Source organism: Pseudomonadota bacterium (assembly GCA_010028905.1).
Taxonomy (GTDB): Bacteria; Vulcanimicrobiota; Xenobia; order RGZZ01; family RGZZ01; genus RGZZ01.
In genome coordinates this window covers 1-1,680 of the sequence record RGZZ01000737.1, presented here as the reverse complement: position 1 = coordinate 1,680, position 1,680 = coordinate 1, and the positions used below count along the sequence as shown (strand labels likewise).

Genomic DNA, 1,680 nt, shown 5'->3' with positions numbered 1-1,680 from the left:
CGAGAGGGAAGAGCCAGTACGAGAGCTCCAACATTTGCAACAGCTGCAAAAGCTATGCCTCGCAACTGGTGCAAGGCTTTGGCAGAACAACTGTCTTTGTCCACAGGGATTTGTTGACACATGCAAGGAACTTTGCTCAGCTGCCACCGCCGCCTCCGCCCGGCCCCATGGACCTGGACTGAACTGCCTGGGAGCCTGTCTGAAGATTTGTCTCTGATCCAAAATCGCGGCCGCCTGAGCCGCGCCCGCTGGCGCGCTAGGCCGCCGGTGCGCTCCTTCTTCGCAGCCCCCCGCGGGTCTCCGTCATGGCCCTCGCCATCTCGCGGAGCGATGGCTGAAGCGGCGGAGGGACTTCGTCGTAGGCGAGCCACCGTGGCGCGAAGGCCTCGCCGCGGTAGCTCGGCTCCGCTTCGCGCGGCTGCGTCTTCAGGCCGGCCCGCACCAGCGTGTCCCAGAAGGCCTTCAAGAGGTGGGCTCGGCTCCCGCTCGCGATCGGGTCCAGGCCCGTGCGCAGCTGGATGAGCTTGTAGTGGCGAAGGTTGCGCACGAGCAGCCTGAAGTACTTCGACTGCAGGTCGTGGGTTCCGGGTACGAAGACGCGAAACTGGTCGATTTCTCTTTTGACATAGTGGTAGAGGCCGGCGTAGTTGCGGTTCCTGAGACCCAGCGTCTTGAGGTGCAGGAGCAGGAGGCCCAGTGTGCCCACCGCGTAGAGGGCCGCCAGCTGCGAGTCGGTCGCCAGCCGCGCGCGGAGCCGCCGGTCCTTCTCGGGCGTGCACAAGTACTTGGGATCGAAATCGATGAACCTCACGCCGAAGCGGCCCGCTTCCTCGAAGACCAGGACGTTCTCGGGCTTGGCGTCGCCGTGGAAGACGCCGGCGTTCGCCAAGGCCACCGCCTCGTCCGCGAGGCCTCGCGCGAGGTCCTGGAGCACCGCGTCGGGCCGATCGAGGAGCCGCGCGAAGTGATGGAGGTCCGTCCCGAGCTCGCGCTGCACGAAGGCCAGCTGCGCCGTGTCTCGGAAGACCTCGCCCTGCTCCAGCAGCGGCGCGAGCGCGCGCCGGCCCAGCGCGTAGCTCAGCCTCAGCTCCTCGTCGTGGCGCCTCAGCTCGGCGTCGGGGTGCCTCAGGTCGCGCCGCGGAGGCGTGACGCGCAGCAAGCACTGCCGCAGCCCGTCCAGGGGGCATGGCAGGCGGCGCAGCTGCGTCCTGGACCAGAGCTTGCGGGGCGCGCGGTCGTGTGCCGCCGCCGAGCTCCCGTGACGTCGCCGCGCACGATCGGCGAGCGGGCCCCACTGCGCGACCTGCTGCGGCGGCTCATCTTTCCTGCCGGCAGCGATCTTGGCTCTCATCGGTTTGGCGGAGCTCCCCTTCGTCGTTGTCCCGGCACGAGGATCGCCGACGTTGGTTTCTTCATTTTCCTCGCGCATAGAAACAGAGATCATGGCGCTCGCGCGCAGAAGCTCGAAGCGCGCTGGCAAGACCATGCCGGCACGAAAGCGCAGCTCCCGATCCCCCAAAAGCGCCACGGCCTGGCACTACCGCTTTCCGTCGTCCGTGAAGGAGAGGCGGGAGGTCGAGGCCAAGTGCGGGCCGAAGTGCTTCGCGACCCACGAGGACGGTCGGCTCATCGACCCGCTGTGCCAGTACAGGTCGCGGCGCGGCGGCGCCAAGCACGTCA

General features: G+C 67.6%; 2 protein-coding genes. One reads left to right on the top strand and one right to left on the bottom strand.

From position 1 onward, the window contains the following. Positions 1–256: 256 nt before the first annotated feature. Positions 257–1,351, bottom strand: coding sequence for a hypothetical protein (locus EB084_24845; GenBank protein ID NDD31493.1), 1,095 nt, complete (start codon positions 1,349–1,351; stop codon positions 257–259). Between the two features lie 91 nt (positions 1,352–1,442). Here EB084_24845 and EB084_24840 point away from each other — a divergent pair. Next, positions 1,443–1,680: hypothetical protein (locus EB084_24840; GenBank protein NDD31492.1), on the top strand; the 238-nt coding region annotated here is incomplete at its 3' end.

Coding starts and splice junctions, on each gene's coding strand:
- EB084_24845 (NDD31493.1), bottom strand. CDS start 1,351: ATGAGAGCCAAGATCGCTGCCGGCAGGAAAGATGAGCCGCCGCAGCAG.